Genomic DNA, 21,521 nt, shown 5'->3' with positions numbered 1-21,521 from the left:
CCCCTTCGGGTATCTGGCCCCGGGAGCGGCGGGCTTCGAGGGCTCGGGCGGTCGTGCCGAGGCGCTCGGCCATTTGCTTCTCGGACAGTTTGTCCAGAGGTTGCACGGTCTCTACTGCAGACATAAGGGCACCTCCGCCGGCTCGGCCGGCAGTGAATGTTGGCGGTGGGGAAGGTGGACTGCGAGGCCCGGTTAGGGCCCAGCTGGTGGCTCAGGTGGAGCGGGCGGACTGCACCGGAGGCAGGTGCAGCGCCCGATTCGGTCGCCGGTGGTGCGGCAGTATGTGGGGGCGTTCATGCTGCCACCTTGCCCTGGGCGAGGCCTGCCTGGACAAGTCCTGCCTGCACTGCCAGCACGATGCGCTGCAGGTAGAGGTAGCTCGGGTTCGGCTCGACCGCTTCGCCGTCCACCATGTGCCACCACTCCTGGCCAAACAAGCTGGTGAGCATCTCGTTATGGGCGCGCCCATCGTTGATGTTCTCCATGTAACGAAGCTCTTCCGCCTGGTCGTACAGCGCTCGAGCTTCGTCGCGCTCCAGGGCCTCGCCGTACTCCCAGTACAGTCCGCGTCGACGCCGCCGATCAATGATTGCCCTGCGGGCGAGCTTCACCAGCTCCTTCGGGCTGAACATCTGCCGGGAGACACTGGTCATGCAGCCGATGATGTATTCATCGCCACAATCGCTGACGAACTGGGCAACGGTCCGACCGCTCATAGCACTCCAGCCGGCAGACCAGGACTTGCCGTAGCACTCGATGATGATCCTGCCTTTGCCTGGCTCGAAGTCTTCGAGAATGACGGTCACCGGATCCAGCTTGTACGGTTCGCCCATCAGGTCGCTGATCAGCAGCTTGGTGATCTGGGTCTGCTCAATCTTCATGGTCGGGAGCCCCAAGTTTGGTTTCTCCGCATGCGCAGCGGTAGACGCCTCGCTTGCTAATTCGGATGGTTCGCGGTCCGCCGCTCTGGGTGATCCGGTTGTGGGCAAATTCCCACTTGTGACGCTTGCCAAGTTTGCAGGGCTTCGCCTTAGTCATGGCTGCCACCCTCGCTATCGATGCCCAGCGGCTGCTCCGGCAGCGGCTGCAGGAGTCGCTGCAGTCCCCTGTCTATCGGGATCGGTTCGTCGAAGCTGACCTGCCACGGCTGGCCACCTTCGCGCCGGCGCATTGCCAGCAGCAGGGTGTTGAGGCTGCAGCCCTTGCCGATGGTCATCCCTCCCGGCAAACGGACCTCGCAGGGCAGCTTCCACTCGGCTGCGGCGCCGATCAGGGCGTTGGTGTTGGTGGCCTCCAGCGCCGAGTCAGGGTAACCACCGTGCTCGTCGTGCTGCTGGTGCCATTCGTGGTTCTCCCGCAGGGCGGCGGCCAGCAGCGAGATACGGGCCTTCAGGCGCTGCACGCAGCTGTGGCTGCCATCGCGGCCGTGCTCCCAGGTGTAGAAGCAGTCGGTGCAGGTGTGGTGGGTCGGGTTTTCGGACATAGGGAATCCTTACCGCCGGGCGGCGCCGGCAGCTTGGTGGAAAGGGAAGGTGTTATGAGGGTTGGCGCGGGGGGCTGAGCGCCTCGGCAAGCGCACCGATGAAGCCGCCGGACTCCTGCCGGGCACGCGAGCATCCCTCGCAGTGGCAGCCCAGGTACCAGCTGCCTTTGCCGCGGTACTCGTGAACTGGATCGCCTGGCTGCCATCCAGGGCAGTCGCGGAGGTTACAGGCCGGGCAGCGGGGCTTCTTGATTCGACTCAAGGCTGCTGCTCCTGGCTGGCTGCTGCTGCACGATCCAAGCGCTCAACCTCGGCAAGTATCAGGGCGCCTGCTCGCACATAGTTGGACCGGGCATCCCTCGGCTTCCACCATTTGGAGGCGAACGGCCAGATGGCTGGCGCCTCGTCGTTCGCACCGTTGAGGATGTAGGCCGCTGCCGCCCTGGGCAGCTCGGCGGCGCAGTAGAGATCGTCGTGCGCCGGCGTCCAGCCCTCTGCTGTGATCTGGCGGTTAAGCCAGGTCTGGCAGTCCGCCAGGAAGCGGCGGTTGTCGATGTGCTCGTTCGCAAGAAATGCGTTGATGAACTGGACGTCGTGTGTGGCGCCGTACTGGGCCAAGGCCAGCTTGCCGGCTACCGCCGAGGCGGCGCCGCAGCTGAACTGGACAACAATGCGCGATTCCGGCCGGATGATGTCTGGCTGGCTGATCATGCGTACCTCAGAACAGGGCCATCTGCTCGCCCAGGGCGGCTGATAGCGGGGGGATGAAGATCGGGGTGGGTTCCGGCGCCGGCGGCGCGTCGGCCGGGCGCTCGTCCATGGCGCTGCCCAGGGCATAGCCGCGGCGCAGCTTCGGGCCCCAGAGACCCATCACATGGGCCGGGGTGTACCAGTGCTCGCGCTCTTCCAGGGCCAGGGTGTTGCCGAGGATCACCACGGCGGGGATGTGCAGCAGGCTGAACTGGACGTAGGCCATATGCACGGCGCGAGAATCCACGTCCTGGGCGATGACGTGCAGGTGCTGCTGGTAGTTGATCTGCCGGTCCTGCATGGCCTCTGTCATGGCGATGACCATGGCGCCGGCGCCGGCCGCGGGCTCGTTCAGGCGGATGAAGCCGCGCTGTTCGATGCGCTCGCGTATCTCTGCGCCGTCACCGACCAGCAGGCGGGCCATAGCGGCGCTCACGGAGTAGGGCGTGAAGAACTGGCCGCGGGCGCTGTTGCCCAGCTCCAGCTCGCCGAACACCCTGCCGAGCACGTCGTCGGGTCCGTACTCCAGGGCGCAGACCAGCTCGCCGAGCATCATGGGGAACAGCCTCACCTCGTCCGGCTCGTAGCGCTTGATCAGCCGCATGTAACGGGCTTCGCGCTCTTCGCGCTGGGCCAGGTCGACGCTGTTGGCCATGGCCAGGGCGGACATCTCGATGAAGTCGCCGAACACCTCCCAGAGGTGATGGCGCCGGCTGGCCTGCTCCAGCAGCTTGATCAGGTTTTTACGGTGCGCGCCCGGGTCTTGGCCGGGCAGCAGCTTGGCTGCGGCGGTCATAGGGTGATCCAGGCGGGGGGAATGGTGGCCGCCCTTGGGCGGCGGGTGTTACGCGGCGGCGAGGCGTTCTTGCAGAGCGAAGTAGACGCGGGCACAGCCTTCGGTGTCGGTGCGGGCACGGTGGGCGCCGACCAGCTCCTCGCCGAGCAGGTGCTGGTGGGCCTCTGCCAGGGTCGGGGTCTTGAACTGGTTGCGGAAGCGCGAGCGCAGCATGGCTTCGGTCGGCGGCAGCTGGCAGATCGGCTTCGAGTTGATTGCGGTGCAGTAGCTGGCGCCCGCCCGGAAGGCGTCTGCCGCTTCCACTCCGCGGTAGCGCATCAGGGCGATGCGCAGGATGCGGTCGTCGAAGCTGCAGTTGTGGGCGACACGCATGCCCGCGCGCTCGTGGATGGCCAGGAAGCCCTCCAGTGCGTCGGCCTCGGGAATGCCCAGGTCCATCGCCATCTCGGTCGTGATGCCGTGGATGGCGGCCACCTCGTCGGGGATCACCCAGCCGTCGGGGCGGATGATGGTCTCGAAGCTGTCGATCAGCTCGCCGGTCGGGCTGTAGAGCAGGGCGGCGATGTCCACCAGGTGGGGCTGGCGTGGGTCGTCGCTCGGCTCCTTCCAGAGGGGAAAACCGGTGGTCTCGGTGTCGAAGATGTTCAGGTGGGGATGGCTCATGTCTTGCTCCTTTGTGCCGGCAGGCGAATGCCGTGCCGCGCGATGAATTGCTCGAATGCCACCGGGCCGAGGCCCAGCTTTTTGCGGATGCGGTCGCCGGGAATGCGAGCGTTGGCCAGTGCCTGCGCTCGCTTCGCCAGCTCCTGGTCGCGTAGCTCCAGCTCGCGCCTGGTGGTGGTGCCTGTGCGGACGATGACGGGGCGGTCGCGGAGACTGCCTTTCGGCTCGGGCTTGCGGTCGGTGATCTTCAGCTGCTCGACCGCTCCACCACCGGCGAGGTAGTGGGCGGTGAGCGCCGCCAAGCTCTGGCGCTCCGCCTCTCGGTTGTGTGCGCCGGGCAGGTTCAGGGTCGTCAGGTGCTCCATCGTCACCTCACGCTGCTGCGCTGACAGGCGCCGCGATCTGGCCGCCAGCGATCCAGACCTGCTGGATACCGCTGGGCACCTTCGGCAGAGCCTCTTTCATGGTCCCGGCCAGGATGGCGGTTTCCAGCTCGCCGCCCTGGGTCAGGGTGCGCAGCAGGGAAAGGATCTGCGGGCGTGCCGAAGGCTGCAGTACGTCGAAGCGATCCAGCGTCACCAGACGCAGGCCGGACAGGTGAGCGATTGCCACTGCCAGCAGGGCGTCGCAGCGCCACTGCTCGGACTCGCTCAGCAGGCCATACAGGCGCCCGCCATAGGTGATCTCGCCGTCGTCGGTGACCTTCACCTCCTGCCACTTCGCTGCCGCCGCCATGCTGGCGAGCATGGTGTTGATCGGCGTTAGCGCCTCCGCGAGGATCTCGCCGGGGATGCCATCCGGGGCCAGGGCCGCGGCGATCACCGACCAGGCCTTAACCGCGGCGTGGTGCGCGGCGGCTTTCTTGATCAGCTCCTCGCGGCCAGTGCTCAGGGCCAGAGCGTCCTGCAGGGCCTGGTGGGCAGCGCTGGCCCGGTCGCGGTCCTGGCGGATGCTGGCGATGGTGGTCTCGGCGTTGGCGATAGCCTCGGGCGACGGGATGGCGGCGGCTTCCGCTTCCATCTCGGCGACACGCGCAACGGCCTGCTCCGATTCGGCGACGTCTCGCTGGCTGTTCGCTACAGCGCGCTGCGCGCTCTCCAGATAGCCGCTGTACTCGATCAGGCGCTTGCCTGCTTCCGGGTCGGCGACCAGTTCCGGCTGCACGTATGCAACCAGCTCGGTGCCGTTCAGCTGCAGCAGGCCGGCACAGTGCGGGCATTCCAGCGGATCGTGTGCTGGCTCGCCGGAAGCGGCGCGTTGGGCCTCGGCCACCTTCGGCGCCCACTCGTCGACGCGGGACTGGTCCGCGGCCAGCTTGTCGCGGCGGCGTTGCAGCAGGCCGGCGATGCCTCGCAGGTTGGCCAGGGTCTGCTGCCGCTGGTCAGCAGCTTGTGCGGCTGCTTTGTGGCCGCCGAGCACCTGGTTGGCCTCGTCCAGATCGGCCTGCAGGGTATCGGCGCGCGCCTTTGCCTCGTCGACCTGGGCCTGGGTGACCTCGGCCTGCAGGGCTTCCGGCTCCCAGTTCTCGGCCTTCTCGCTGCCGTAGGTCTCGCCGGTGATGGTCCTCCAGGCGCCGCGCTCTTCGCTCGCGTACTCCTTGGCCTGGTCGACTGCGGCCGGGAAGCCAGCGCGCATCATGGGCTTGATCTTCTCCACGAGGGCCGCGTCAGCGCCGCGGGCGAGCAGGCGCTTGGCAACCTCGTTGGGGCTAGCGGTGGCGCCGGCCAGGTCGAACAGGACCCGGCGGCGCTCCTTGCTGTCGATGCTGGTGAAGCGCGACGCATCCAGCACGTAGGGCAGGTAGGGTTCGTCGAGCAGCGGGGCTGTCTTGCCTTTCGGAAGCATCACCCACGAGGTCTGCTCTTCGCCTTCCTGGTCGAGCCAGACCACATGGGCCTCGCCCTTGGTCTGGCCCTCGGTGACGAGCTGCCCGATTTCCTTCTTCAGGGCGACGCGGCGCGGCTCGCCGGTGAAGGCCATGGCGATGGCGTCCAGCAGAGAGGACTTGCCGGCGCCGTTATCGCCGGAGACCAGCAGCACAGGCTCAGAAACAACAAGGGCCGCGTGACGCAGCCCTTGGAAGTTGGAAGCGGTGATAGATGCGACGCGCATGGCGATCACTCCATTTTGAGTTCCAGGTCATCCAGGGAGACGGCGACCCGGTAGGTGTTGTTGGTGGGGACCTCGGCCTCGCTCTGCAGGACGATGGTTTTGTCGTCAAGCAGGCGGATTAGTAGGCCCTGAGACGTGGCCTGGTCGATGGCCAGGCGGTGCTGCAGGTAGGCCTGGGTGACTTCGGGCTCAGCCTTGGCCAGCAGAGCCTGCACGTCGCTGTAGCTGTAAGTGCCGTACTTCGCCGGGGGGTTGTTCACCGGGTCGAGTGGGGCGGCCTGCTCGCCGTCGCTGCTCGGCGCGGCGGCGGCCAGCACCTGGCGCATGCCGTGCTCGTCGGCCGGACCGACAACGCGGTCAGCCTCCATCGCTTCCAGCATGCGGGCGGCACGGTTGTAGCCGACCTTCAGCTCGCGCTGGATGGCGGAGATTGCTGGCCGGCGGGTGCGCACCACGTACTGGACGGCCTCGGTGTAGAGCGGGTCCTGGTTACCCGGGCCGGTCTCGGCTTCGGCGTTCGCCACGTCGTCCTCGAAGTTGCCGCCGTCCTCGAGCAGCTCGCCCTGGTCGGGATCAGGTTTCACCTGGTCCATGCCGCCCAGGTGGTCGGCGGCGTTGGCCACCACCAGCAAGCAGACCTTGCCCTGGCTGTCGATCAGCTCGTGGCGCATCGGATCGAACTGGCTGACCTTGAAGGTGGCCTTGATGCCCTCCTTGATTGCGACGGATTCGAGAATGCCGCTGATGGTGGGGTTGCCGCCGGCGGCGATCAGCTTCACGGCGTGGGTCGTGGCGCGCGTAACCACGGAGGTGAAGCGTTCGATCACGGCCGCCTGCTTCTTCTCGTTCAGCTTCGGCCAGACGTCGGGCAGGGCGCGTACTTCCTGCAGGAGAACCTGCAGCAGGTCGTGGCCCAGCGTCTCGCTGGCCAGCTCAATCGGGGAAGGCTTGGGAAGCTCGACGATTTCAGCGGAGTCGGCGAGGGACTCGACTACCTGCTCGGCGATCTCCTGGGCGGCCTGGGGCGCGGTTTGTACTGCAGCTGCTGCTTGTGTCATCGGTAGGTCTCACTGGTTGGCGATGCGTTCGAGGTTTTCCAGCTGGGACTCGCTCAGGTACATGTCGCCGCGCCAGCGCTGGTAGTTGGCGCTGACGTCGGCGGTGAACTTGATTTCCCAGTCGTTGGAGGCGTTGAGCTCGGCCGCCGCCAGGAGCGAGGTGAACTCGTCCAGGCGGTCGAACTGCTCGGCGACGGTGCGCGAGGCCATGGGCGGTTAGCCCATGTCCAGCTCGTCGGTTTCGTTGGGCTGCTGCGGCTCGGCCTGCTGCTGGCCGGTGGCCGGCGCGGGATCTTGCTGCTGCTCGGTCTGCGGCTGCGGGCTGGCTTCCGGCTCCACGTCGATGATCTCGCCGGTTTCGGCGTTCACGTTGGCCGGCGCCTGGGGCTGCAGCGATTCCAGATCGACGCTGTAGCCGCCGCTGCCATCGGACCTGGCGTCGTACACGTCGCCCACTTCCTCGGCGGTGTGAAGGCCCATCGACAGCTCCGGCGCAAAGGCGCGGGTCCACCAGCTGCCAGCGCGATACATGAGCATCTGCTGTGGCATGGTTTTCCACTTGCTGCCGTTCTTGCTGTACCAGCCCTCGGACTTGGCGATGGCGATGGTGATGTCGGCGCCGACCAGCTTCTCGCCGGTGGCCTTCTCGATGGCCCAGGCTCGGCAGCCCCAGGTATCGGTGCCTTGTTCGCCGAAGAACTCGAAGCGCAGCGCGGTGAAGCGCCCGCAGGTGTTCACGGTGGCGATCAGGAACTGGCTCGACCAGGTGGGCCGACCGTGCACGATGACCAGGTTCTGCATCACCATCAGCGGGTCGGCGCCGATGCGCTGCGACATGTTCAGCGCGATGACGCAGTTGGGCATGTTGCCCTGGTACTCCTTCGGCACCAGGGTCGAGGCGGCCAGCAGCTTGGCGGCGCGCTGCGCCAGCTCGAAGCCCTGCAGGTTGGTCATGCTCACAGCAACAGCGCTCTGTTGCGCGGCGGCGGGTGTTTGCTGCAGCTGCTGCAGCGTTTGGGCTTGGGACATTGGCGTCTCCTGGTGGGGTCAGTCGTGATAGGGGCAGGTCGCCCAACGCGGGCAGTACCTGGCGCTGCAGAGCGTGCTCTGCGCGTTCGGGGGGAAGTGGCCGCTGCGGAACATGTCCGCGGCAAACTGGATCAGGCCGGGGAAGTCCTCGCTGCCGACCATCAGCTCGCGGGCACCGATAATTTCGCCGGTGGCGGCCTCGGCCTTGCCCTTGGTCTTCAGCCCGATGATCTCGGCCGGCGCCGTGCAGCGCTGGCCGGTGGTGTGCTCGTAGAGCAACTCGTAGGTCCCGATCTGTGGCTTGTGGCCCTTGGTCTTGGCCACGCCTTCGGTCGTGACAGCTGCGGTACCGGTCTTCACGTCGGCGATGCCGACGCCTTCGCCGTAGCGCCGAATGCGCGCCCGGTCGAGCGTGCCGGTCAGGCGCACTATCTGGCCGCCGCCGCAGTTGATTTCCAGCGGCGCCGTTTCCATCTCCACCGCCACGAACTCGTAGCGGGGGCTGATCTCGGTGCAATAGCGGATGTGCAGGGCCAGGCCGGTGGCCTCGGCCTCGCGCAGGCTGATGTCGGCGCCGCGCCAGTCGACGTCGAAGTCGGGATGCCTCAGGGTCTGGACCAGCACGTCTGCTGCGTCATCCGGCGACACGTCTTGGCCGGCGATGCGCGCCGAGTCGAAAACGGCGGTACCGGCGTGGATGGCTGTTCCCAGTAGAGCGCGCGGACTGCTCGGCGACTTGATGCCCAGCAGGTGCACGCCCTCCCAGCGATAGGCGCAGTCGAACAGCGAGCCCCACGAGGAGGCCCGCACCGTAGTGATCGTGTTCATCGGTTACCTATCGAATGTGATGGCCGGCTGCTCGGCAGTGATGTGCCCGGCGATTGCTGCCGGAACGATCAGCACCGCCAGCCAGCCCAGGAAGACGAGAAACGAGCCGGCCCAGATGTAGCGGCGCCGCTGCTGGGCACGGGTCATGGCCTGCACCCCGCGAATGCGGCTGCAGGCGTCGGGTCGCCGTCGAGCAACGACAGGGCGAGGAGGAATAGTGCGAGGATTGCGACGTCGGTGGTGGTCAGCATGCTGCTGCCTCCTTGGCGCGCTCCAGGTGCGCCAGCAGTTCGCGGTTGGTGTGGATGCCCAGGGCTGCCAGGCGCTGGATGCGGGCGTACAGCTCGTGCAGGTTGCTCATGCAGCACCTCGGAACGAAGCGTCCAGTTCGGCGCGGGCGGCCTCGTCCTCGTCTGCCAGTCGCGACCGGCGCATGGCTTCCAGCTCCATGAACTCGGCACGCTGGCGGTCGATGCGCCCCTCGATCTTGACCAGGGCCAGGGCTTTGCCGGCATCGTCACCCTCGATCATGGCCAGGGCGAGGTCGCGCAGGTGGTCATGGTCCATGTTGTCGGCGGCGTGATCGGCGTACTGCTCCAGCGTCTCCGGGTCTTTGTTGTCGAGCGCGGCGTGTACCAGCTGCTCGATTTCGTGCAGGGTCTTCATGGCGATGTCCTCGCGGTGCGCGTGCATAGGTCGCGCACCTGCCGCCCCCAGCTCTTCCGCAAGGTGGGGCAGCAAGTACGCGACGTATGAAGGCAGGGGAAGGGGGCGGTGGTGCCGGCAGCAGGGGTCGAACCTGCGGCCTCCTGATTACAAGTCAGGCGCTCTGCCAACTGAGCTATGCCGGCAAAAAGGCCCCGGTGTGAGCGGGGCAAGTGCTGATGAAGGAGTCGATGCGGGGAACGCATCGGAGAACGGCCTGGCCAGCGGCTGGACACCCATGCCGCACCGCCAGCCTGGCCGCTCTCCGATACGGCCTGGCACCGCAGCTGCACGATTTGCCAGGTCTATCGGGCCGTCTCTCCGGCTGTCCCACGCTTGAGCTGGTGGCGCTGATGGGGCTGATTCGGCCCTCGCAGGCTATTACCCCATGTTCAGTGGCCGAATCGCCGGGGTGGCCAACCCCTTGCAGGCCGGGCGGCTCCAGCTGCCCGGGCGGCGACCCCGAACCGACTAGGCGGGGTTCCGATCAGGCCGATTTCTTCTCGGCCTGGATGCGGTCGTAGACCTCTTCGCGATGCACAGCTATGTGCTTGGGTGCATCGATACCGACGCGGACCTGGCTGCCATTCACGCCCAGGATCTGGACGCGGATGGCGTCGTCGCCTTCGCCAATGATCAGGGTCTCGGAAATACGGCGGGTGAGGATCAGCATGGTGAATCTCCTTTTCTCGGTTGAAGTCCTGGCCGCGTTGCGCGGCGCAGGTAGGTATAGCAGTGGTGCATCCCAAAGCGCCCTGTCGCCAAGGCGCTTCAGTGATGCGGTTCACTCCTCCGTTACTCGCCACGGTTGGCTTGGCGATGTCTTCTCAACTCGCCCCCTGGTCTTGCAGTAGCGGCCGGTCTGAGGCCCTGCTAGTCCAAGGGGGAGCGAAGCAGCCGGCGATCCGTGGCGCGCTTTCGGAGAGGGAGCGCGTGACTCGAAGCGTCGAGCTGGCCGGTAACCAGAGCCGGGCATGGGCTGGGGCTCACCCAGCGATCAGCAGTCGTTTAACCACGTCGCTCAGCACACCGCTTGCGCGGCGCCTGTCGGGACTGCTGTGGGGTTCTGGATTCTTAAAGAACGGTGCAGCGGTTTCGCTGCTCGCCGTGTTCGGCTTGGTGAGAAAAGTACATTTTGTATTTTTGCCTGTCAATACAATATGTATTCGTTTGAGAAATACGGAATGGAGTTACTGGTGCTGCGCGCGCCAGCGAAGGCGAATAGAGCCGTCTAGCTGGCGTATGAGGGATACGGTTTCGTATTCGTGGAGATGGTCGATCAGGCGCTGCCAGTCTTCCGGGGCTTCGCCTTCGCAGGGTGCGATGTCGACTTGTTTTTCGAGGAGGGCACGAGGGGTAGTGACGATCCGGCGGACTCTACTGAACAGCTTTTCGTAGCTGGGAGAAGGGCGGCTAGATCGGCGGGGGACGTGCTTGTGCGGCATTAAAACAGGCTCCTTTATACTGTTTGCATATACAGTATCTTGTGACGGGGAGCACGTTTCAAGTCGGAAATATTACTGAATGGCGAGTCAGCTTCAGAGCTTATGGTCTTGGCTTAGAGCCGCCAGGCAGAGCGGTTACCTGCCGTAATGCAGGAGCGCTGATCGGTGGTCGCAGATGTCAGCGCCGCTGATCTCGAACGCCAATCCAACTGCGAGGTAGGTGTTAAACATGGTGCCGTCCGAGCATTTGGAACCCATGCTGATGCCGAAGCCGAGGACCAGCAGAACGAATGCGCCGCCGCCCAGGTAGCTCTTGAGGTTGCTCATTGATTTCACGCTTCCTTGCCTACGTCATCAGTAGTAGCGGCGGCGAGACTCTCTGATCACGCCGATGAATTTGGTTTCCTGGTCTATCGGCAGCATCTGGTAGGCCGGATTCAGCGGCTTGAGGAACAGCTGGCCGGCATCGGACACCAGCTGTTTGAACGTCGCCTCGTTGTCCTGTACCCGCTTTGCAACAACCAGCCGGCCGGGCAGGGCCTCCAGGCCGGTATCGACCAGGACCAGGGTGCCGTCTGGGAAGCTGTCGCCGAACGGGGCGGTCATAGAGTCGCCTTTCACGAGAAGCCAGAAGCAGAGGCCGGCACCGCGGTAGCTGCTGTACTCAAACTCGTCGGCCTCGCCCAGTGGCCAGGGCTCTTCTGCCTCGGCCCAGTTCCCAGCCACAACGCTGCTGATCACTGGGTAGGGGTAGGTGTCAGGTGCCTGTGCTGGGGAGATGTTTGCAGGCTCGACGTTGCCGCCGCCGATGGACAGGCCTGGCAGCCCCAGCTCGTTCAGCATGCGGTTGATGTCGGCCAGCTTCGGCTCGCGCCTGCCATTGAGCCAATGACCAACGGCGCCCTGGGTGTAGCCCAAGCGCTCTGCTAGTTGGTCCTGCGTGATGTTTTGCCTCGCGAGCTCAGCCCGGATGGCTTTGATCCATTCGTCCATGCCGGAAATAGTACAGGCCGTATTAAGCGAGACAACGCACATAACGTGCTCCTGCTTGCCTTTGGAAAATACAAAACGTATTTTTAAAAAGAGACACGAGGAGACCCCCGACATGAGCGCTCTCAAATTGGCTCGCAAGAAGGCGAAGCTGACACAAACACAGCTCGCGGAGCGGCTCGAGATGACCCAGGCAGCAATCGGTCACTACGAGACCGGCCGCCGCACCCCGTCGCTGCATGAAGCGCGACGCATCGTTGCCGTCCTGAACGCCGAAGGCGTCGCGTGCAGCCTGGACGACATTTTTCCCGAGCCTCCTGCTGCGAGCACAACTGACCCCGACTACGCCCAGGCGAGCTAACCGCGCGCCTGGCGCTGCTGCATTCCCCATCCCCAACCCCCGAGGAATCCCCATGGCGAAACTGCAAGAAGACCGCCGGCGAAAGGCGCCGGGTACCCACGTCACCGAGCCGATCAAGGTCCGGGTGTGCGAGGCAGACCGCGACGAGCTGATCCAAGCCGCGAGACTCAGCCATGCGGACAACCTGACGGGCTACGCCCGCGACTGCATGTTCATCGGCCACCGGCTGCTGCAGGGCGGCCAGCACGCTCAGGCGCTTGCTGCTGCGTTGCTCCAACAGCGCGCGCAGATGCTGACCGCGCTGTTCCGCGGCGAGCAGCTGACGCCCGATCAACTCAGCGACGTACTGGCAGGCCTGGCACAGCAAGCCCTGGCCAGCAGTGTCGACGATCAGAAAACGGCCTAACAGGCCCTAGCGAAGGAGGCGGACAGAGATGTTCCCGACTCAGGTATGTGACGCGGCCCTGGCCCAGCTCAGCCCCGGTGAGCGACAGGAGCTGCAGCGGGAGGCCGCACGACGTGGCTGCACCGTACAGCAGGCTCTGGCGGCGGTAGCGCTGGAGAACCTGCAGCAACAGCTGTATGCGCTTGCCCAGGGTGGGCGGCGATTGGAGCTGGTTAAAGGCCACTGAGCCACGGCCCGGAGTTTCTGCATGCGGAAACCCGGGCCAGCCCGATAGGGCCGATTTAGGGCACTGCACGCCCACCATTTGGGGAAACGACTTTTCCCCAGGGGGATTCATGGACCACATCGACAACGCGCTGATCCGCTACCAGCCGGCCGGGGCTATCGGCCTGGACCTGGGGTGGTGACGCATGCCGTTTCAGATCAACGAGGACGAGCGCGAGGCACTCCGCGGCCTGCCCATGCTGGCGCGGGAAATCTACGTCTTCGGCCTGCGCCCGTTCATGGACTACGCCAGCGGCGTGGTCGGCGTGAAGCGCGGGATCTCCTGGAAGAGCATTGCCGAGGAGCTCTACGTGGAGCCGCACCAGGGCATCAAGGGCGGAGAGCCCACCGAGAAGGAGCTGCGCCGCGCGCTTACCTGGCTGCAAAAAGAAGGACTACTAGGCCCTAACCAGGCCGAGAGGCGACTGGTTTTCGAGCTGCTGCTGGCGACACGGGATAAATCCGTCTCGAAAAAAGTGGGCAGTAAGTGGGCAGATGAAGCGGGCAGTGAAGCGGGCAGTGCTGAAGCCAGCAGCCACGGGGCTTTGCCGGAAGAAGAGGGCGGACAACTGGCAGGGGGCGAATCCGGAAAAGTGGGCACACCTCCGGTATCCGATCTTCCTACTGCTTCTTCTCGCTTCCCGATGCACGACGACTGGGGGCCTTCGGCCAGGGGCTGGAAAGCAACCTGCCTGCGCAACGGGCTGAGGCCCGAGGCGCTCACAACCGACCTGCTGCAGGAGTTCCGCAGCTACTGGATCAACCGCCCCGACAAGTACCAATCCCAAGGCCAGTGGGAACACGAACTGGCCCAATCACTCAAGCGACAGGTGCGCCATGCAGAATCGAACCCAGGAAGGACTGGCCAAGGCGGGCCGAGTAGCGGGACAGGTAGCCTCGCAGATGAACTCCACGACACCAGGTGGGCAGACCGCATCCAGCTCCCCACAGGCTGAAGAGCGCAAGCAGGCACTCGCTCAGCGCGTCAACGTGCTGTTCGCGGAGATGCAGCTGATCAAGCCACTGATGTTCCGCAGCAGCTGGCCGACCAAGGAGCGACAGGAAGCAGCCAAGGCTCAGTACCTGGCAATCCGAGAGTTTCGCCAGCTCACCGACGCGCAGTTCCGCTATGGCTTGGACCGGCTGCGCGCCACCATGAAGTACCCGGCAGCGCCGTCCGAGTTTCTCGCCTTGTGTCGTGACCCCGAGCCGGAGGCCATAGGTGCCCCGTCCCTGGACGAGGCCTATGCCCAGGTGCTGCGCTACGAGACGGCGCCGGCTGATCTGCGCGACCTGTCGGTGATGCACCCGGCCACCTACTGGGCATGGCGCCAGCTCAACCACTCCATCTGGCGCAAGCTGTCGGCTGATCGGCACGAGAAGTCCTTTGCCAGCGCCTACAAGCGCGCGATGAAGGCTGTGCTCGCCGGTGAGCACTTCCCAGCAGCACCGAAGCTGCTGACGGGGAAGGGCGGCGGCATGTGCGCCGAGGTTGCGGCTGTCGACGCCACCCAGGAACAGCGCCTGCAGGAGCGCATGCTGCAGCAGGGCATTCCTGGTGGTGCTGACGCTCGCCAGCATCTGCTCGCGTCGCTGGGCATCAAGCGGGGGGCGAAGCATGTCTGACCATCTCCCCGTCGAGTTCACCGTACCAGGCGAGCCCCAGGGCAAAGGACGCCCGCGCATCGGTCGCGTCGGGCAGCACGCCCGCATGTTCACCCCCGCCAAGACGGTGGCCTACGAGGGCCTCGTAGCGTTCGCCGCTCAGGAGGCCATGGCAGGCCGAGAGCTGATCACCGGCCCTGTGCTGATCGAGCTGGAGATCCTCCACGGGGTGCCGCAGTCCATGTCGAAAAAGCGGAAGGCGCTCGCTCTGGCAGGGGAGATCAAGCCCATGAAGAAGCCCGACACCGACAACGTGCTCAAGGCCATCTGCGACGGCTGCAACGGCGTGGTGTGGCGCGACGACGTGCAGAACACCGACGGCGCCTACCGCCGCCGCTACTCGGAAACGCCAGGCGTGAAGGTCCGCATCGTGCCGCTTTACGACGGGGGCTAGTGCGCACAGTGCGCAACACCGCGGTGCGCCCCCGCGAACGCCGGCAAACAGGCGAAGGAGTAAGCGGGCGCGGTAGTACCGAATTTCAGTTGCTGCGCGAATTGCGCGCGGTTTGGGGGATGAATGAGATTGATCAGTGCGCGTCAGGCGTGGCACGACTGCATGTACCAGGGCGGCTCGACCATACTGGAGAACCTGGTGGACCGCTCGGTCTGGGGGCAGGTCCAGTTCAGCGAGATCGACAACAGCCTGCACTGCATCGCGCACCAGGCGCTGGCCGGCCGGTTCCAGCATGCCATCGCCAGCCTGCCGCTGGAGCTGCAGTGCTTCGGGCACAACCTGTACGCGCCGGAGCTGAGCACGCCGCAGTCCAACCACTGGCTCGAAGTGGCGCATGCGCTGCTCTGGGAGTCCTGGCCGAAGCATGCGGAGCTGGCCGAGGAGAAGCAGCGCCAGGCGTACTGGGTCGCCTACGGCGTGCTGTACCGCTACCGCTTCATGGTGCAGGGCGGCATGGGCAATCCAGACCCCCTGGAGGAGCCGAGGCTATTCCGCGGCTGGCTGCGTGATCGGCACGGCGTGATTCTTGACCGGCGCAACTGGTCGAGAGAGTGGGGCTGGATCGTGCAGGCGCTGTTCAAGGCGTGCGACAGGCTGGACCGGCAGGCGCTCGCGCCGCTGGCGGCCGTTCTGATGGAGGAGCGCGGCGGGGTGAGGGCAGCATGATGATGATCGGCATGGCGGAGGTTGAGGTCTCCGCGCTCACTGGCCCGGCGTTGGACTGGGCCCTGGCGAAGGCGATGGGGTGGCAGATGGTCAGCGTGCCGCCCGACATCGACGGCAACAACTCCGGTACCGTCCTGGCACCGCCGGATTTCACCCATGACTTCAAGTTTCCCCAGCGCGGTGTGGTTGGGCCGGGTTTCTTCCTTCGGCGCTGGTCCACCTGCTGGAGCGACGGCGGCCCGCTGATCGAGCGCTTCCGCATCGACCTCGGGCCGCATCAGTTGGGCTGGCTTGCCTATGCGCAGCTGCGCCAGGGGGAGAGCTGCGAGGGTCCTACTCCGCTGATTGCCTGCTGTCGTGCCATCGTGCGGGTGAAGCTTGGCACCACGGTGGCGGTTCCTGCCGAGCTGATTGGCTAGCAGCCCGGCGGTCCAAGCTGGTATACCCAGTGCTCCATCAACGGATACGAGGTAGATATGGAATTCTCGAACGCGCAGAAGATGATCATTACGCTGCTGACCGACATCCACTCGGCGCTGAAAATTCAGGACAGCGTGGACCCGGACTTTGTCCAGCGCATGGTGGTAAGTGACAACGGCTGGGCTCTGGCCTGGCAGTACCCGGGAATTTTCGAGACCGGGGAAGAAACGGGGTATTCGGGAAAGGGTGTTGTTATTCCCTTTCTGAATACCCCTAGGTGAGGTGGTTGGTTGTGTTGTTAGCCTTCCTCTTGGAAAGCTCCCGTTTCTGGTTCTGAGTACAGCTGCAAGATGCTGAAAATCGGAACGCCGTAATCCACCAGCTCGTCCTCGATTGGCTCGACCGCCATGATTTCCCTGGCCAGGAACGGCGCTAGCCGCTTGGTCTCAGGCGGCTTCACTTTGTGCTCCAGGGTGAACATGATCTTGGCGCGGAACATCTCGAAGCTCAGCCCGCGCGCGTTACGGTTCACATCCCGTAGGTAGCGGTTGATCGACTCGGTTAGCGCGTTTGTGTACCGCTGGGGGATGAACTTGAAGTAGTTGAAAATATACTCGCCCCAGTTGGTCATCATGGTTGTGACGACTTTCCAGTCCTTCTCCTGCTCTACAGGGATACGCCGCCGCCACTCGTCATAGGCTTGCCTGGCTGCATGATGGGTCTTGCTATTCCAGATGTTGTAAAAGCCCTCCTTGAGGTTGTAGGCGGCGCCTAGCTCGGGGAACTGATCGAACCACGTCTTGATCTTAAGGTGCGCCCAAACATCCAGGTCACGCCGGCGCATCAGCATTAGCTTGCGGTCGCCTTTCAGGGTGCGCTTTTGCGGAACAGTGAGGCCTCGCTTGATCCGCTTTCGTATCTGGTCCATCGCATCGTTGGCGTACCGGACAACGTGGAACTTATCGACGATGACTGTGGCGTTAGGGAACAGCTCTAGCGACACGTCTTTGTACGGGTGGAACATGTCCTGGCAAACGATCTGGACCCTGTCCCGGCCGCGCATATTGGAGATGTAGTTGTGGATCACGATCTTCTTGCGGTTGGGCAGAACGTCGATGATCGTCCTTTCTTCCAGGTTGATCAGGACGCACCGGTACTCGCCACCAACAAGCAGTTCGTCAATCCCAAGAACACGCGGAAGCATTGGCCTGTAGCCCTCCTCCTGCTCGGCGCAGTAGTCGCGCAAAGCCCGGCGCACCACCGACTCATCAACGCCAAGATCGCGGGCTACCGCTGAGTTCGTGCTGGTCATGGCGTGCTTGATTACGTAGGCATGGCAGCGCTTCGTCATGCGGTGCTTCTCGTAGAAGTCCAGCAGGGCCGGCGAGAAGACCTTGCCACAGGTCTTGCACTTGTAGCGCCGACGCATACCCCAGAGCACCGTGCGCTTGCCCCTGATTGGCAGGTCAACGTACTTGGTCAGCTTCTTAGAAAAGCGGATCGACTGGCCAATAGCGCCACAGGCGGTGCAGAACTCTGGAGCCGGAAACTCAACCTTGAATTGCAGATCGTGTTCATCCTCCAGGAATTCCACGATCTCAATTTTCAGTGGATGCAGAAGGGAGAGCGATTCAGGCACCGGCCGTCCCCTGAGCGGCCAGGGTGGCGCGGTAGGCTTCTAGTGCATGTTCAGCTTGCTTGCAGGCTTGGACACGGTAGTCGACGTGCGTGATATCAGGGTTCGGGTATTGCCGCACGATTGCTTCCAGCGCCTCCACCAGCCCGCTAACGTCCTGGGCGGGTGGCTGGGAGGCGTAGAGCGGCTCCAGCGTGTAGTGCCATCCGTCCATGCAGAGTCTGGCTGCGATCCAATCCTCAGCCTTCCGTCTATCGGTGAAGCCGGCTATGTGCTCGTGCGGGTTTAGCTGCATCGGCACCTCAGCCGGGTCCAGAACAGCACGCCAATGCACTGCCTGCTGCCGCTCTGCGTGCTGGGCCGGTTTGGGCATGTCATTGCCATGCGCTTCACAGATAGCGGCCATATTGCGCAACGAATCAAGTAGCTCCTGTTTCGAGGGATTGCAGCCAATGTCGTGACCGATTGCCTCCCATGCCTCAAGCACAGGAATCGGCTCTGATCGGAAGCCCTCGTACCAGAGCAGCACAGCTTGCTCTTTCGACACCGGATAGCTGAGGCCGGCAGCCACAAGCTCACTCTCGGTTGGGTGCTTCTGTGCGGTATTAGCCTGAACGGTTTGACCCTGCTCGCATTTACTCAGCTGTTCCATGTCGTTCTCCAATGTGGCTGGAGGTCTCATTATAACAACACGTAAAGCCGAAGATAATACCAATGTGCTTTAAGGCTGGACTTTGCCTGAAACAACACGAAAACCCGATAACCCAAGAAACGCCCGCGAATGTCTTGTTCGTTGCTGACGTGCTGGATATGTGGGAGGTCATCGAGCGTCACTACGAGGAACTGGACGCCGAGCAGCGCGAGCGACTCGAGCAGCTCGCGCCGAACTTCGGCAAGGCGCCAGCATTCCGCGGCTTCGATGGCAACAGTGAGTCGGTGGAGCGAAGCATCGTCAGCATCTTCGTCAATGATCTTGATCGCTGGGAGCACTTCAAGGGGCGTGATACCAACTCGCATGTTCGCCTTTCCGACGCCTACGCACGCATGCGCAAGGTCTACGAGGAAATCCTGGGCGAGGGGTATGAGTTCAATCCCAGCATCGAGAAGTTCGCGGCGCTGCTTAACGAGCAGATACATCCGGACAACCGATAGACTTGACGAGTCTGTGCCACTTTCGGCACGATGTTTCCAAGGTGTGAAGTTGCGACTACACACCGCCCCTCTTGAAACCCGGCCAGCGCGCCGGGTTTTTTATTGTCCGGTATTTGGTACCCGTAGCCAGGGCGGCCCTACGGGGGAGGCCTGGACACCCCCAGCCAGCGGTGGGGTGCTCAGCAAAAACACTGGCAGCTCGCGCAGATTGGCTACCACGGATTCCTCCGGTTCGGGCGCGAGGGCTCAGGGCGAGACCGATGCAGCAGGGTGTCGGCGTCCGAAGGTCCTTTGGCGGACAGCTGGAAAGACAGCACTACATTCCGGCGACGCGGTAGCACCGCGCGCCACCAGATTGCGGTCCCGCCGGGAGGCGATGCCGCGGTCACGTCGAGAGACGTTGCCAACCCCGCCGGCTTCGGCCGGCACCCTTTCCCTGAAACCCGCTACGCGCGGGTTCATCACCAGGGCCTAGCAGGCCCGGGAGATGCCCCTATGAGGTTCCCCACCATGACCGAGCCCGCCTCGACTGCAGCCGGCGGCATCGCCCTGTACAAGCTGGGCCTGCTCGGCCTGTTCGGCGCTCTGATCACCGCGATAGTCGTTATGGCCATGACTGTGCCTCGAACGGCCCGCGAGTTCGCTGTGGCGCTGATCAGCACCCTGATGTTTAGCCTGGGCGGCGGCGCTTTCGTGGTCCGCTGGTTCGAGCTGATGGCTTGGGCGAATGACCTTTTCGGACTGATCGCACTGCTTGGCTTGGCGTTCGTGTGTGGCCTGCCAGGCTGGGTCCTGGTCCGTGGCTGGTTCGTCTTCGCCGAGAAGCGCCGCGAGGCCTCGCTGCCGGACATCGTGCGCGAGATCAAGGAGAGCGCCGGGCTATGAGCCAGTTCCAGCTGAGCAAGCGCAGTGAGCAGCGCTTGATGGGCGTGCACCCCGACCTGCAGAACGTCGTTCGCCTGGCCATCACCCTGACCGAGGTCGATTTCTGCGTCACCGAGGGTGTCCGCACCGCCGAGCGCCAGCGTGAGCTGGTCGCCAAGGGGGCCAGCACGACCACGAACAGCCGCCACATTCCCAAGAAGCCTGCTGCTCGGCCCGAGCTTGGCCCCGTCTCGCATGCCGTAGACCTGGCAGCCATGATCGGCGCCGAAGTGCGCTGGGACTGGCCGCTCTATCACAAGCTCGCCGATGCGATGAAGACGGCGGCCTTCAAGCTGAAGGTGCCCATCGCGTGGGGTGGCGACTGGACCAGCTTCAAGGACGGCCCGCACTTCGAGCTGGACCGGAAGGCCTACCCGTGAACATTGAACTGCTGCGCGCCCTGGTGCTGATCGGCCTGGCTGCGCTCTGCAGCGCCTTCGGCTGGCAGATGCACGCATGGAAAGTGGGCTACGACGAAGCCGCCGAGCTGAAGGCCCAGCAGGACCAGGAGAAGCTGGCGCGCCAACTGGTAGCCCAGGTCGCCGAGCAGACTGTCGAGGCAATCGCCGGCATCAAGGTCACCAACACCACCATCTACCAGCGCACCCGCCAGGAGATCATCCGTGAACCGATGGACCCTGATTGCCGCATTCCTGCTAGCTGGATGCACCAAGTCAATGCCGCCCGTGCCGGAGAGCTACGACCAGAGCCTGCTGGAGCGTTGCCCGGACCTGCAGCAGGTGCCAGTCGCTGAAGACGGCACCGGTGACCCGGCCGAGCTGACCCTGGCGGACGTGTCGGCCTCTGGCCTGTACCTCGAATGCCAGCGCCGGCACGACGGCCTGGTCGACGCCATCAAGGCGCGCGAAGCAGCGGGGCGCTAGCTCACCAGGCAGCCCCAGATGCCCCAGCCGATCACCCAGGTCCGCCAATCGAGCGGGTCGAGGTTGAAGCAGGCGGCGATCAGGATGGCGAGAACGAAGTTTTCCATGGGCTGTTCCTCGGGGGATGAATTGGGGCAGCCCTTTTTTACATAGATCGGGCCCTGCTCAAGGGCCTATTCGGCCCCTCCAGAGGGTCTGAACTATCCGCGCGCCGGGAGGCGCCACGAGAACCATGGCCAACAACGACCGCCAGCGCTACGACTGGGCCGCGGTCGAGCGCGACTACCGCACCGGTGCGTACAGCAACCGCGAGCTGAGCCGCACGCATGGCCCGTCAGAGGCTGCAATCCGCAAGCGCGCTGCCGACGGTGGCTGGTCCCGCGACCTGTCCGAGCAGATCCGCCAGCGCGTCCGCGAGAAGACGAACCGCGCCGCCGCAGCTGAAATCGTTCAGTCGATCACCGATGCCGAGATCGTCGAGAACGCTGCGGAGGTCGGCGCCGCTGTGGTGAAGAGCCACCAGCGCCTGATCCGGCGCGCCAAGGACCTGACCGAGAAGCTTCTGGACTTGCTCGAAGGGCAGATGACTGCCGGCAAGATCAAGGTGAAGGTGGCCGGAGGTGCCGTGGTCGAGATCGACCTGCCGCTGGACTACGTGGGCAAGACGCTCGGCAACGCCACCACCTCTATGGATCGCGCCATTCGCCTGGAGCGCCAGGCCTACGGGCTGGATGAAGAGGGCAGCAAGGACCCCGGCAAGTCCCTGGACGAGCTGCTGGCCGAGGTGGCGCCGAAATGATGACCCGCGAGGAGCGGGTAGAGCTTGTCCG

General features: G+C 64.4%; 34 protein-coding genes and 1 tRNA gene. 15 read left to right on the top strand and 20 right to left on the bottom strand.

Translation table 11 applies throughout. The annotated features are described in order from the left end of the window. Positions 1–293: 293 nt before the first annotated feature. From PA6_RS06770 to PA6_RS06695, 18 genes are all read right to left on the bottom strand, one after another. Positions 294–881, bottom strand: a complete 588-nt coding sequence (locus PA6_RS06770) for a hypothetical protein (protein WP_021700155.1) — start codon at positions 879–881, stop codon at positions 294–296. Positions 882–1,030: 149 nt separating this feature from the next. Further along, positions 1,031–1,483 carry a hypothetical protein gene (locus PA6_RS06765; protein ID WP_021700154.1) on the bottom strand — a complete coding sequence of 151 codons (453 nt, stop codon included), beginning with the start codon at positions 1,481–1,483 and terminating at the stop codon, positions 1,031–1,033. 258 nt (positions 1,484–1,741) lie between these two features. Continuing rightward, a complete protein-coding gene (locus PA6_RS24005) occupies positions 1,742–2,194 on the bottom strand; it encodes a hypothetical protein (protein ID WP_021700152.1) in 453 nt (150 codons plus the stop codon). A 7-nt stretch (positions 2,195–2,201) separates the two neighbouring features. Continuing rightward, on the bottom strand, positions 2,202–3,029 hold the full coding sequence (locus PA6_RS06755) for an N-6 DNA methylase (RefSeq protein WP_021700151.1): 828 nt from the start codon (positions 3,027–3,029) through the stop codon (positions 2,202–2,204). 48 nt (positions 3,030–3,077) lie between these two features. Further along, the gene (locus PA6_RS06750) at positions 3,078–3,692 is read right to left on the bottom strand and encodes a 3'-5' exonuclease (protein WP_021700150.1); all 615 of its coding nucleotides are present in this window, start codon (positions 3,690–3,692) and stop codon (positions 3,078–3,080) included. Continuing rightward, positions 3,689–4,057 (bottom strand): hypothetical protein, encoded by a 369-nt coding sequence (locus tag PA6_RS06745; RefSeq protein ID WP_043216386.1) that lies wholly within the window; start codon positions 4,055–4,057, stop codon positions 3,689–3,691. The genes PA6_RS06750 and PA6_RS06745 overlap by 4 nt, the downstream gene beginning before the upstream one ends. 7 nt (positions 4,058–4,064) lie before the next feature. Then, a complete protein-coding gene (locus PA6_RS06740) occupies positions 4,065–5,804 on the bottom strand; it encodes an AAA family ATPase (protein ID WP_021700148.1) in 1,740 nt (579 codons plus the stop codon). Positions 5,805–5,809: 5 nt separating this feature from the next. Next, positions 5,810–6,862: a DNA translocase FtsK gene (locus PA6_RS06735; protein WP_021700147.1), complete on the bottom strand. Its 1,053-nt coding sequence runs from the start codon at positions 6,860–6,862 to the stop codon at positions 5,810–5,812. Between the two features lie 9 nt (positions 6,863–6,871). Then, a complete protein-coding gene (locus PA6_RS06730) occupies positions 6,872–7,072 on the bottom strand; it encodes a hypothetical protein (protein ID WP_021700146.1) in 201 nt (66 codons plus the stop codon). Between the two features lie 6 nt (positions 7,073–7,078). Next, on the bottom strand, positions 7,079–7,891 hold the full coding sequence (locus PA6_RS06725; RefSeq protein WP_021700145.1) for a hypothetical protein: 813 nt from the start codon (positions 7,889–7,891) through the stop codon (positions 7,079–7,081). Positions 7,892–7,909: 18 nt separating this feature from the next. Beyond that, positions 7,910–8,719 carry a RecB family exonuclease gene (locus PA6_RS06720; RefSeq protein ID WP_021700144.1) on the bottom strand — a complete coding sequence of 270 codons (810 nt, stop codon included), beginning with the start codon at positions 8,717–8,719 and terminating at the stop codon, positions 7,910–7,912. A gap of 3 nt (positions 8,720–8,722) precedes the next feature. Beyond that, a complete protein-coding gene (locus PA6_RS23355; RefSeq protein WP_155948007.1) occupies positions 8,723–8,866 on the bottom strand; it encodes a hypothetical protein in 144 nt (47 codons plus the stop codon). Between the two features lie 210 nt (positions 8,867–9,076). Next, positions 9,077–9,412: a hypothetical protein gene (locus PA6_RS06715; RefSeq protein ID WP_021700142.1), complete on the bottom strand. Its 336-nt coding sequence runs from the start codon at positions 9,410–9,412 to the stop codon at positions 9,077–9,079. An 82-nt stretch (positions 9,413–9,494) separates the two neighbouring features. After that, a tRNA-Thr gene (locus PA6_RS06710) sits at positions 9,495–9,570 on the bottom strand. 341 nt (positions 9,571–9,911) lie between these two features. Further along, complete coding sequence (csrA, locus tag PA6_RS06705; protein ID WP_021700141.1) at positions 9,912–10,097, bottom strand: carbon storage regulator CsrA; 186 nt, start codon at positions 10,095–10,097, stop codon at positions 9,912–9,914. 517 nt (positions 10,098–10,614) lie between these two features. Further along, on the bottom strand, positions 10,615–10,869 hold the full coding sequence (locus PA6_RS22725; protein ID WP_021700140.1) for a DUF1654 domain-containing protein: 255 nt from the start codon (positions 10,867–10,869) through the stop codon (positions 10,615–10,617). Positions 10,870–11,004: 135 nt separating this feature from the next. Continuing rightward, the gene (locus tag PA6_RS06700; RefSeq protein ID WP_021700139.1) at positions 11,005–11,196 is read right to left on the bottom strand and encodes a hypothetical protein; all 192 of its coding nucleotides are present in this window, start codon (positions 11,194–11,196) and stop codon (positions 11,005–11,007) included. 27 nt (positions 11,197–11,223) lie between these two features. Next, positions 11,224–11,862 (bottom strand): LexA family protein, encoded by a 639-nt coding sequence (locus tag PA6_RS06695; protein WP_052520140.1) that lies wholly within the window; start codon positions 11,860–11,862, stop codon positions 11,224–11,226. 112 nt (positions 11,863–11,974) lie between these two features. Here PA6_RS06695 and PA6_RS06690 point away from each other — a divergent pair, with 112 nt between their 5' ends. From PA6_RS06690 to PA6_RS06650, 9 genes are all read left to right on the top strand, one after another. Then, the gene (locus PA6_RS06690; RefSeq protein WP_021700137.1) at positions 11,975–12,220 is read left to right on the top strand and encodes a helix-turn-helix transcriptional regulator; all 246 of its coding nucleotides are present in this window, start codon (positions 11,975–11,977) and stop codon (positions 12,218–12,220) included. 52 nt (positions 12,221–12,272) lie between these two features. Next, the gene (locus PA6_RS06685) at positions 12,273–12,626 is read left to right on the top strand and encodes a hypothetical protein (protein WP_021700136.1); all 354 of its coding nucleotides are present in this window, start codon (positions 12,273–12,275) and stop codon (positions 12,624–12,626) included. A 28-nt stretch (positions 12,627–12,654) separates the two neighbouring features. Then, complete coding sequence (locus PA6_RS06680; protein WP_043216384.1) at positions 12,655–12,852, top strand: hypothetical protein; 198 nt, start codon at positions 12,655–12,657, stop codon at positions 12,850–12,852. 184 nt (positions 12,853–13,036) lie between these two features. After that, complete coding sequence (locus tag PA6_RS23735) at positions 13,037–13,846, top strand: DnaT-like ssDNA-binding domain-containing protein (protein WP_021700134.1); 810 nt, start codon at positions 13,037–13,039, stop codon at positions 13,844–13,846. Then, positions 13,794–14,516 (top strand): replication protein P, encoded by a 723-nt coding sequence (locus PA6_RS06670; RefSeq protein WP_021700133.1) that lies wholly within the window; start codon positions 13,794–13,796, stop codon positions 14,514–14,516. Before PA6_RS23735 ends, PA6_RS06670 begins: the two co-directional genes overlap by 53 nt. Beyond that, positions 14,509–14,949 carry a RusA family crossover junction endodeoxyribonuclease gene (locus PA6_RS06665; protein ID WP_021700132.1) on the top strand — a complete coding sequence of 147 codons (441 nt, stop codon included), beginning with the start codon at positions 14,509–14,511 and terminating at the stop codon, positions 14,947–14,949. The genes PA6_RS06670 and PA6_RS06665 overlap by 8 nt, the downstream gene beginning before the upstream one ends. Before the next feature lie 123 nt (positions 14,950–15,072). After that, on the top strand, positions 15,073–15,675 hold the full coding sequence (locus PA6_RS06660; RefSeq protein ID WP_043216382.1) for a hypothetical protein: 603 nt from the start codon (positions 15,073–15,075) through the stop codon (positions 15,673–15,675). Next, positions 15,672–16,094, top strand: coding sequence for a phage protein NinX family protein (locus PA6_RS06655; protein ID WP_043216381.1), 423 nt, complete (start codon positions 15,672–15,674; stop codon positions 16,092–16,094). Before PA6_RS06660 ends, PA6_RS06655 begins: the two co-directional genes overlap by 4 nt. A gap of 57 nt (positions 16,095–16,151) precedes the next feature. After that, a complete protein-coding gene (locus PA6_RS06650; RefSeq protein WP_021700129.1) occupies positions 16,152–16,376 on the top strand; it encodes a hypothetical protein in 225 nt (74 codons plus the stop codon). A gap of 17 nt (positions 16,377–16,393) precedes the next feature. Here PA6_RS06650 and PA6_RS06645 read toward each other — a convergent pair whose 3' ends face one another. Together PA6_RS06645 and PA6_RS23830 are read right to left on the bottom strand one after the other, a co-directional pair. Further along, on the bottom strand, positions 16,394–17,734 hold the full coding sequence (locus PA6_RS06645; protein ID WP_021700128.1) for an ISL3 family transposase: 1,341 nt from the start codon (positions 17,732–17,734) through the stop codon (positions 16,394–16,396). Then, positions 17,727–18,383: a hypothetical protein gene (locus tag PA6_RS23830; protein ID WP_021700127.1), complete on the bottom strand. Its 657-nt coding sequence runs from the start codon at positions 18,381–18,383 to the stop codon at positions 17,727–17,729. The genes PA6_RS06645 and PA6_RS23830 overlap by 8 nt, the downstream gene beginning before the upstream one ends. Before the next feature lie 62 nt (positions 18,384–18,445). Between PA6_RS23830 and PA6_RS06635 the strand changes: the two genes are divergently transcribed. From PA6_RS06635 to PA6_RS06615, 6 genes are all read left to right on the top strand, one after another. Further along, a complete protein-coding gene (locus PA6_RS06635) occupies positions 18,446–18,883 on the top strand; it encodes a YfbU family protein (RefSeq protein WP_081693953.1) in 438 nt (145 codons plus the stop codon). Between the two features lie 510 nt (positions 18,884–19,393). Beyond that, positions 19,394–19,768, top strand: a complete 375-nt coding sequence (locus tag PA6_RS06630) for a hypothetical protein (RefSeq protein WP_021700125.1) — start codon at positions 19,394–19,396, stop codon at positions 19,766–19,768. Beyond that, positions 19,765–20,187, top strand: a complete 423-nt coding sequence (locus tag PA6_RS06625) for a M15 family metallopeptidase (protein ID WP_021700124.1) — start codon at positions 19,765–19,767, stop codon at positions 20,185–20,187. Before PA6_RS06630 ends, PA6_RS06625 begins: the two co-directional genes overlap by 4 nt. Next, the gene (locus PA6_RS06620) at positions 20,184–20,561 is read left to right on the top strand and encodes a hypothetical protein (protein ID WP_021700123.1); all 378 of its coding nucleotides are present in this window, start codon (positions 20,184–20,186) and stop codon (positions 20,559–20,561) included. The genes PA6_RS06625 and PA6_RS06620 overlap by 4 nt, the downstream gene beginning before the upstream one ends. Next, on the top strand, positions 20,548–20,691 hold the full coding sequence (locus tag PA6_RS23350) for a hypothetical protein (RefSeq protein WP_162149675.1): 144 nt from the start codon (positions 20,548–20,550) through the stop codon (positions 20,689–20,691). Before PA6_RS06620 ends, PA6_RS23350 begins: the two co-directional genes overlap by 14 nt. A gap of 232 nt (positions 20,692–20,923) precedes the next feature. Then, positions 20,924–21,490, top strand: a complete 567-nt coding sequence (locus PA6_RS06615; protein WP_021700122.1) for a hypothetical protein — start codon at positions 20,924–20,926, stop codon at positions 21,488–21,490. Positions 21,491–21,521: the final 31 nt, after the last annotated feature.

This window comes from Aquipseudomonas alcaligenes NBRC 14159, from assembly GCF_000467105.1.
In the GTDB taxonomy this organism is placed as follows: domain Bacteria; phylum Pseudomonadota; class Gammaproteobacteria; order Pseudomonadales; family Pseudomonadaceae; genus Aquipseudomonas; species Aquipseudomonas alcaligenes.
Note: the sequence above shows the minus strand (reverse complement) of the source record. Positions and strands in the feature narration are given on the sequence as shown.